The following is an 8,831-nucleotide window of genomic DNA, read 5'->3' as shown; positions in this document are numbered from 1 at the left end:
CCGCCCGCTCCGACCCGCCCGTCCCCCACCGAATCGAGAACCACCATGCCCATCCCCTCCGCCCGCCGCGCTCGCGCCCGGCGCATCGTCGTCGGCGTCGCGACCCTCGCGCTCCTCGCGCCGGTCCTCGCCTCCTGCTCGTCGTCGGGATCCTCGGCCGGCGGGCAGCTCGACCTCTGGATCTGGCCGGACGGCCTCAGCCAGACGGTGCTCGACAAGGTGCCGGCGGAGGTGCCGGGCACCACGCTCAACGTCTCCACCATCGGCGGCGACTTCAAGCAGAAGCTCGTCACCACCTTCACCGGCCGCTCGGGCCTGCCGTCCGTCACGGGCGTCAAGGGCGAGGACATGCCGTACTTCCGCAGCGAGGACGGGCTCTTCGAGGACCTCGACCAGCTCGGCGCGAAGGACGTCGCCGGCCAGTACCCGGCGTGGAAGCTCGAGGAGGCCACCACGAAGGACGGCCAGCTCCTCGGCCTCCCCATCGACATCGGCCCCACCGCGCTCTACTACCGCGCGGACGTGTTCAAGAAGGCCGGCCTGCCGAGCGAGCCCGCCGACGTGGCCAAGGCCACCGCCACCTGGGACGACTACTTCGCCTTCGGCAAGAAGCTCAAGGCGGCCACCGGCGGCGCGATCTTCGTGGACGCCTCCGACGTGTTCACCAAGTCGCTCGGCCAGGGCACCACCCGGTTCGTCGACGAGGACGGGAACTACACGGGCGACAGCGCCACCGTGAAGGCCGCGTGGGACCGCGCGGTGCTCGCCTACCAGGACGGCCTCACCGCGAACGTGACCGACGGCAGCCCGGACTGGGCGTCGGCCATCAGCAACGGATCCCTCCCGGCCCTCCTCGGCGCGTCCTGGTACCAGGCCGACCTCAAGAGCGCGACGGCCGACACCTCGGGCGACTGGCGCGTGGCGCCCATGCCCGGCGGACCGGCCAACATCGGCGGCTCCTTCCTCTCCATCCCCGCCGGCACCAAGGACCCGCAGGCGGCCTTCGCCGTGATCAAGGACGTGCTGAGCGAGGACAACCAGGTCACCGCGTACGCCGACAAGGGCATCTTCCCGTCGGCCACCGCCGCCTACGACTCCCCGGAGCTGCAGAAGGGCGACGACTTCTTCGGCGGCCAGTCGACCGTCGGGATCTTCGCCGACGCCGCGGCGAAGATGCCCACCGCCTACACGAGCCCGTACGACAACCAGGTCCAGGCCGCGTTCGTCACGGAGCTGCAGAACGTGACCTCGCTCGGCAAGGACCCCGACCAGGCCTACTCCGACGCCGTCGCCGCGGGCGAGGCCGCCCTGAAGACCGCGAAGCAGTGATCCCCACCGTCGTCCGCCGCACGTGGCCGTACTACGTCGCGATCGCGCCGTTCTTCGTCCTGTTCCTGGTCTTCGGCCTGTTCCCCGCGCTCTACTCGCTCGTGCTCTCGTTCCAGGACTGGAACGGCCTCGGCACGGCGAAGTGGGTGGGCCTCGCGAACTTCCAGGCCCTCGCGGCCGACGCCACGTTCTGGCTCTCCATCCGGAACACGCTGATCATCTTCGCCCTGTCGACGTTCCCGATGATGGCCATCGCGGTCGTCGTCGCGGCGATGCTCAACTCGGCGAAGCGGCTCAGCACCTTCTACAAGATCAGCTACTTCGTGCCGAACGTCACCAGCGTGGTGGCGATGGCCGTGCTCTTCGGCTCGATCTTCGGCGACAGCTTCGGCCTCGTGAACGCGGGGCTCCGCGCGATCGGGCTCGACGGCGTGCCGTGGCTGTCGACGCCGTGGGCGATCCAGGTCACCATCGCGGTGCTCATCACGTACCAGTGGACCGGCTACAACGCGATCATCTTCCTCGCGGGCATGCAGGCCATCGGCACCGAGGTCTACGAGGCCGCCAAGCTCGACGGTGCCGGCGCGATCCGCACCTTCTGGTCGGTGACGCTGCCGCTCCTGCGCCCCACGATCCTGTTCGTGCTGGTGGTGTCGACCATCACCGGGTTGCAGAGCTTCACCGAGGCGCAGGTGCTCACGGCCTCCTCCAGCACGACGAACCCGAACTCGGGCGGCGCGGGCCAGGCCGGCCTCACGACCGTCCTGTACTTCTACCAGCAGGCCTTCAACTACAACCGCTTCGGCTACGGCGCCGCCATCGCGTGGGGCGTGTTCCTGCTCGTGGTGATCTTCTCCATCATCAGCTTCCGGCTCGGGTCGGAGAAGAAGGAGAAGGCCGTGCGCGTGCCCGGCACGAGGAAGGGAGACCGCGCATGAGCGCGACCGTCCACGCCGCGGGATCCGCCGCGGCCCGCCTCGCCGACCAGGCCTCCGGGCGCCCGCGCGACGAGCGCGCCGGTCGTCCCGCGGGGCGCCGGCAGCTGCCGCCCGGGCGGGTGATCCTGCACGGCGTGCTGTTCGCGGGATCCATCGTCAGCCTGTTCCCGCTGTACTGGCTCGTGGTGATGGCGAGCAACACCACGAGCGACATCTACAAGTCGCCGCCCGTGCTCGTGCCGGGGCCGTACCTGTGGGACAACATCCAGGCCGTGTTCCGCACGATCGACTTCGGCGGATCGCTCATGAACACCGTGATCGTCGCGGTGTCCGTCACCGTGCTCGTGCTGTTCTTCGACTCGATCGCGGCGTTCACGTTCGCGAAGTACGAGTTCCCGGGCCGGCGCGCGCTGTTCGCGCTGCTGCTCGTGACCTTCATGCTGCCCGCGCAGCTGTCGGTGATCCCGCAGTTCGTGACGATGATCAACCTCGGCTGGGTCGGCCAGCTGCAGGCGCTCATCGTGCCGGCGGCGGCGAACGCCTTCGGCATCTTCTGGCTGCGGCAGTTCATCATCTCGAGCGTGCCGGACGAGCTCATCGACGCCGCCCGCATCGACGGCGCCGGGTTCTTCCGCCAGTACCTCACGGTGTGCCTGCCGCTCATCCGGCCGGGCCTCGGGTTCCTCGGGATCTTCACCTTCATCGCCGCGTGGAACGACTACCTCTGGCCGCTCATCGTGCTCAACGACCCCGGCACGCTCACGCTGCAGGTCGCGATGAGCCAGCTCAACAGCGCCCACGGCAAGGACTACGGGATGGTCATGGCGGGCGCGCTGCTCGCGGTGATCCCGCTCATCATCGTGTTCCTCGTCGGCGCGAAGCAGTTCATCGGCGACATCGCGAAGGGCGCGCTGAAGTGACGACCGCCCCGCTGCGCACGGCGCGGGTCACGGCGGTGGACGACGCCGCGGGCCTCGGCTCGGCCGCGGCCGACGTCGTGCAGGCGTTCCTCGGCGAGGACCCGGCGGGCGTGCTCGGCGTCGCGACGGGATCCAGCCCCGAGCCGCTCTACGCCGAGCTCGGCCGCCGCCACCGCGACCGGGCGCTCATCACGGATGGGGTGTCGCTCGTCGCCCTCGACGAGTACGTGGGCCTGCCGCCCGGGCACCCCCAGTCGTACCTCGCGTTCGTGCGAGCGCGCATCGCCCGGCCGCTCGACGTGCCGGACGCGCGCGTGGTGGTGCCCGACGGGGCGGCGGCGGATCCGGACGAGGCCGCGGCCGAGCACGAGCGGCGGATCCGACGGCTCGGCGGAGCGGGCCTGCAGATCGTGGGCATCGGCGCCAACGGGCACCTCGGGTTCAACGAGCCGGGCTCCCCGTTCGACGGCGTCAGCCGGGTGGTGCGCCTCGCCGGCGCGACCCGGCGGGACAACGCGCGGTACTTCGGCGGCGACGTGGACGCGGTGCCGACGCACGCGATCACGCAGGGCATCGCGACCATCATGTCCGCCCGCCGGATCCTGCTCGTGGCCTCGGGGGAGCGGAAGGCGCGGGCCCTCGCGGCCGCGCTCGCCGGTCCGGTGACCGAGCGCGTGCCCGCGTCGGTGCTGCAGCGGCATCCGCACGTGACCGTGGTCGCCGACCGGGCCGCGCTCGCGGGGCTCGACGAGCGGGGCTGACCCGCGGCTCGTCACTCGTCGCTCCGCTCCGCTCTGACCGTCCCACCCCGCGCCGTCGCGCGCACCCACACGCACGGAGGATCCGCATGTCCCACCTCGACGACGTCGCCCCCGGATCCACCTCGCGCCTCGCCCCGCGCGCGCGGTTCGCGACCGACGCGCCCGCCCTGTCGCTCGACGGCGACTGGCGGTTCCGTCTGCTGCCCGAGGCGCCCGTGGACGCGGCCGGCGCGACGCCCGCGGTCGCGGATCCCGCGCTCGACGACGCCGCGCTCGACGCGGCCGGCTGGACCACGCTGCCCGTCCCGTCGCACTGGGTCCTGCACGGCCACGGATCGCCCGCGTACACGAACCTCCAGTACCCGTTCCCCATCGACCCGCCGCACGTGCCCGACGCGAATCCCACGGGCGAGCACCGGCGCGCGTTCCGGCTGCCCGCGTCCTTCGCCGACGCCGAGCGCGTGCTGCTGCGCACCGACGGGATCGAGGGGCTCGCCACCTTCTGGGTCAACGGCGTCGAGGCGGGCTGGACCACCGGCAGCCGCCTCGCGACCGAGCTCGACGTGACCGCGCTGCTCGTGCCGGGCGACAACGTGCTCGGGATCCGCGTGCACCAGTGGTCGGCCGCCTCCTACCTGGAGGACCAGGACCAGTGGTGGCTGCCCGGGATCTTCCGCTCGGTCGAGCTGCTCGCCCGCCCGGCGGACGCCCTCGATGACGTGCGGGTGCGGGCCGACCGCGACCCCGTCGACGGATCCGGTCTCCTCGCCGTGGAGGTGGACGGCGCGTTCCCCGTGGTGGTGCGCGTGCCCGAGCTCGGGATCCACGCGACGTGGGAGACCCCGGCCGACGTCGCGCCCCTCGCGATCCCCGCGGTCGACGCGTGGAGCGCCGAGCTGCCGCGCCTCTACGACGCGACCGTGTCGTCGCCCGGCGAGACGGCGACCCTCCGGATCGGGTTCCGCACGGTGCGCATCGACGGCGACGCGCTCCTCGTGGACGGCCGGCGCCTCACCTTCCGCGGCGTCAACCGGCACGAGTCCCACCCCGAGCGCGGCCGCGTGTTCGACGAGGCCGAGGCGCGCGCCGACCTCGAGCTGATGAAGCGGAGCGGGATCAACGCGATCCGCACCTCCCACTACCCGCCGCATCCGCGCCTGATCGACATCGCCAACGAGCTCGGCTTCTGGGTCGTGCTCGAGTGCGACCTCGAGACGCACGGCTTCTGGGACGTGGAGTGGTGGGACAACCCGTCCGACGACCCGCGCTGGCGGGGCGCCTACCTCGACCGGATCGCCCGCACGGTGGGCCGCGACCGCAACCACCCGTCGATCGTGATGTGGTCGCTCGGCAACGAGTCGGGCACCGGGCGCAACATCGCGGCCATGTCGGCGTGGGTCCGGCGCGCGGATCCGACCCGGCCCGTGCACTACGAGGGCGACCTCACGGGCGAGCACACCGACGTCTACTCGCGGATGTATCCGACGCTCGAGGAGATCGACTCGGTGTGCGGCACGCCCGCGGCGAGCATCCACGAGACCACGGGCGCGACCGGCACGAAGCAGCGCGCGAAGCCCTTCCTCCTGTGCGAGTACGGGCACGCCATGGGCAACGGGCCCGGATCGCTCGCCGACTACGAGGACGCGATCGACCGCTGGCCGCGCCTGCACGGCGGCTTCGTCTGGGAGTGGCGCGACCACGGCCTGCTCGCGCGGACCGCCGACGGGCGCCCCTTCCACGCGTACGGCGGCGACTTCGGCGAGCCCGTGCACGACGGGCCCTTCGTGATGGACGGCCTGCTGCTCTCCGACGGCACGCCCACCCCGGGCCTCGCCGAGCTCGCGGCGGTCATCGCGCCGGTGCGCGTGCGGGTGGCGGCCGACGGATCCTCCGTGCGGGTCGAGAACCGGCGGCACAGCGCGTCCACGGCTGACGTCGACCTGGTCTGGATCCTCGACCACGACGGCCGCCGGGTCGCCCGCGGGATCCTCGAGCACGCACCCCTCGCGGCCGGCGACGCCGTCACGATCCCGCTCCCCGAGGAGGCGCGCGTCGCCGGCCACGCGGAGGAGGCGCACGTGACCGTGCAGGTCGTCACCCGCTACGACGCGCCCTGGGCGGAGGCCGGCCACGTCGTCGCGCAGCACCAGGCGCTCGTGCGCGACCGGCCCGCGCCGCGACCCCGGCCGGTCGGGCGCTGGCACGGCGACGCGCTCGGCGTCGGCGCATTCGACCCGCGCGGCGACCTCGTCGCGTGGAGCGGCGTGCCCGTGCGCGGCCCGCGCCTCGAGCTGTGGCGCGCGCCCACCGAGAACGACCGCGGCGCCGGCCAGGGATCGTACGAGCTGGCGGAGCCCGAGCTGACCGGCGGACGCGGCGCCGAGGAGACCCCGCCGTCGGCCGACCGCTGGCGCGAGCGCGGACTGCACCGGCTCACGCACCGGCTGCTCGGATCCACCCGCACGACGGACGGCCTCGAGACGCGGATGCGCGTGCAGGCCGCGCACTCCGGCGCGGGCGTCGACGTCGCCTTCCGCTGGGCCGCGACCGACCGCGGCCTCCTGCTCGCGACCGAGGTCGTGCCGTTCGGCGTGTGGGACTGCACGTGGCCGCGCGTCGCCGTGCGCATCGACCTGCCGGCCGCGCTCGCCGAGCACCCGGTCGCGTGGCACGGCACGGGGCCGGGGGAGTCGTACGCCGACAGCCGCACGGCCGTGCGCGTCGGCCGCTTCGCCTCGAGCGTCGACGGCCTCGCGGTGGCCTACGCGCGCCCGCAGGAGACGGGCCACCGGCCGGAGCTGCGGTCGCTCGTGATCGGCGACGGATGCGCGACGCCCCTCACCGTGACGACCATGCCTGACGCCTCCGGCCACCGCGCCGGGTTCCAGCTCTCACGCTGGACCCCGCAGCAGATGACCGACGTCGGCCACCCGCACGAGCTCCCCGCCCCCGACGGCCTGCACCTCTTCCTCGACGACGCCCAGCACGGCCTCGGATCCCGCGCGTGCGGCCCCGACGTGCTCCCGCGCCACGCGCTCTGGCCGTCGCTGCGCACGTGGGAGGTGCTGCTGGGGTAGCCGGCGGCCGATGTCGGTGGTGGGCGCTTCACTGCGCGCATGGACCTCCATTCGACCCCCACTCCCACCCCTCCCTACGAGGACGTGCTCGCCGAGCTGAAGGGTCGCGTGCACGCCGCGCGTCACGCCGCGCAGCGGCGGGTGAACACCGAGCTGGTCATCCTCTACTGGCGCATCGGTGCCACGCTCGCGCGGCAATCGGATGAGCAGGCGTGGGGAAGCGGGGTCATCTCACGTCTCGCAGCCGACCTGCGAGCTGAGTTCCCCGAGATGAAGGGCTTCTCGCCTCGGAACCTGATCTACATGCGCTCGTTTGCGCGGGCCTGGCCCGACCCGGCAATCGCGCAACGGCCTGTTGCGCAATTGCCCTGGGGACACGTGACGGTGCTGTTGAGCAGAGTGGATGCGCAAGCGGATCGAGACTGGTACGCCTCCCGCAGCGTCTCCCACGGCTGGTCGCGCAACGTCCTCGAGCACCACATCCGCACGCGCCTCCACGAGAGGTCGGCGAGCGCTCCGACGAACTTCGACCGGGCCCTGGACGCCGAGCAGTCGGACCTCGCCCGTCAGCTCACGAAGGACCCGTACGTGCTCGACTTCCTGGCCGTCGACGGCGACGCGGCGGAACGCGAGCTCGAGCGGGCGCTCGTCGACCGGATCATCGACACCCTGCGCGAGCTCGGCGAGGGGTTCTCGTTCGTCGGACGTCAGGTCCACTTCGACGTCGACGGCGACGACTTCTTCGTGGACCTCCTGTTCTTCCACGTCGAGCAGCTGCGCTACGTCGTCATCGAGCTGAAGACGGGCCGCTTCCGTCCGGAGCAGCTCGGGCAGCTCGGCTTCTACGTCGCGCTGGTCGACGATCGGCTGCGCCGGGCACACCACGCGGACACCGTGGGCCTTCTGCTCGTGGCGGGCAAGACGGATGCGGTGGTGCGGTACTCGCTGGCCGGGCAGCGGGCACCGGTCGCCGTGTCCAGCTACGACCTCCTGCCCGAGGCCGAGCGCGCCGCCCTGCCATCGGAGGCGGTGCTCGCCCGGGCTGTCCGGGATCCGCGCGAGCCCCGGACGCCCGGGTGACACGCATGCGCCGCCGCTAGGCTCCATGCGCGCGCATGGAAATGATCCGTGCGGGAAGGAGCACCCCATGAGCACCACCTATCGCGTCGGCTACCTCGTCGGCAGCCTGTCGTCCACCTCCATCAACCGGGCCCTGTCGCTCGCGCTCAAGCGCCTCGGCGCCCAGGCCGGCCTCGAGCTCACCGAGATCCCCATCGCGCCGCTGCCCTTCTACAGCGCCGACATGGACGGGGACTACCCCGAGGTCGCGAACGCGTTCAAGGCGCGGATCGCCGACGCCGACGCCGTCCTCATCGTCACGCCCGAGTACAACCGCTCGGTGCCCGGCGTGCTCAAGAACGCGCTCGACTTCGCGAGCCGCCCCTACGGCGAGAACGCGTTCCAGGGCAAGCCCAGCGCGGTCATCGGCACGTCCATCGGCGCGGTCGGCACGGCCGTCGCGCAGCAGCACCTCCGCAGCATCCTGTCGTTCCTCGCGTCGCCGGAGCTGTCGCAGCCCGAGGCGTACATCCAGACCACCGAGGGCCTCATCTCGCCCGAGGGCACGATCTCGAACGCCGGCACGGAGGAGTTCCTCCTCTCCTGGCTGCAGGCGTTCCACGCGCACATCGAGAAGAACCTGCAGGCCGTCTCCGCGTAGTCGGCGACGCACGACGCGAGGGGCCCGGGCGGATCGTCCGGGCCCCTCGTGCGCGCTCCGGCGGGTCGGCGCGGCGCCGACGGTCC

General features: G+C 72.5%; 7 protein-coding genes. All 7 read left to right on the top strand.

Annotation, left to right across the window (positions count from 1 at the left end; all coding sequences use genetic code 11):
* Nucleotides 1-45: 45 nt before the first annotated feature.
* Nucleotides 46-1,329, top strand: coding sequence for an ABC transporter substrate-binding protein (locus AWH51_RS01975; RefSeq protein ID WP_063070452.1), 1,284 nt, complete (start codon nucleotides 46-48; stop codon nucleotides 1,327-1,329).
* Nucleotides 1,326-2,267, top strand: coding sequence for a carbohydrate ABC transporter permease (locus AWH51_RS01970; RefSeq protein WP_063070451.1), 942 nt, complete (start codon nucleotides 1,326-1,328; stop codon nucleotides 2,265-2,267). The genes AWH51_RS01975 and AWH51_RS01970 overlap by 4 nt, the downstream gene beginning before the upstream one ends.
* A complete protein-coding gene (locus AWH51_RS01965) occupies nucleotides 2,264-3,187 on the top strand; it encodes a carbohydrate ABC transporter permease (protein WP_107490144.1) in 924 nt (307 codons plus the stop codon). The genes AWH51_RS01970 and AWH51_RS01965 overlap by 4 nt, the downstream gene beginning before the upstream one ends.
* On the top strand, nucleotides 3,184-3,948 hold the full coding sequence (locus tag AWH51_RS01960) for a glucosamine-6-phosphate deaminase (protein WP_081234785.1): 765 nt from the start codon (nucleotides 3,184-3,186) through the stop codon (nucleotides 3,946-3,948). Before AWH51_RS01965 ends, AWH51_RS01960 begins: the two co-directional genes overlap by 4 nt.
* 86 nt (nucleotides 3,949-4,034) lie before the next feature.
* A complete protein-coding gene (locus AWH51_RS01955) occupies nucleotides 4,035-7,025 on the top strand; it encodes a glycoside hydrolase family 2 TIM barrel-domain containing protein (protein ID WP_063070450.1) in 2,991 nt (996 codons plus the stop codon).
* Nucleotides 7,026-7,064: 39 nt separating this feature from the next.
* Nucleotides 7,065-8,105, top strand: a complete 1,041-nt coding sequence (locus AWH51_RS01950; protein WP_063070449.1) for a PDDEXK nuclease domain-containing protein — start codon at nucleotides 7,065-7,067, stop codon at nucleotides 8,103-8,105.
* 67 nt (nucleotides 8,106-8,172) lie between these two features.
* A complete protein-coding gene (locus tag AWH51_RS01945) occupies nucleotides 8,173-8,745 on the top strand; it encodes an NADPH-dependent FMN reductase (RefSeq protein ID WP_063070448.1) in 573 nt (190 codons plus the stop codon).
* Nucleotides 8,746-8,831 lie beyond the last annotated feature (86 nt).

The organism is Clavibacter tessellarius (assembly GCF_001618005.1).
GTDB lineage: Bacteria > Actinomycetota > Actinomycetes > Actinomycetales > Microbacteriaceae > Clavibacter > Clavibacter tessellarius_A.
This window is presented reverse-complemented; position numbering and strand designations above follow the sequence as displayed.

What these genes read in the sequence shown, in the direction of transcription:
- AWH51_RS01975 (WP_063070452.1), top strand. Translation starts at nt 46, where the DNA reads ATGCCCATCCCCTCCGCCCGCCGCGCTCGCGCCCGGCGCATCGTCGTC.
- AWH51_RS01965 (WP_107490144.1), top strand. Translation starts at nt 2,264, where the DNA reads ATGAGCGCGACCGTCCACGCCGCGGGATCCGCCGCGGCCCGCCTCGCC.
- AWH51_RS01955 (WP_063070450.1), top strand. Translation starts at nt 4,035, where the DNA reads ATGTCCCACCTCGACGACGTCGCCCCCGGATCCACCTCGCGCCTCGCC.
- AWH51_RS01950 (WP_063070449.1), top strand. Translation starts at nt 7,065, where the DNA reads ATGGACCTCCATTCGACCCCCACTCCCACCCCTCCCTACGAGGACGTG.
- AWH51_RS01945 (WP_063070448.1), top strand. Translation starts at nt 8,173, where the DNA reads ATGAGCACCACCTATCGCGTCGGCTACCTCGTCGGCAGCCTGTCGTCC.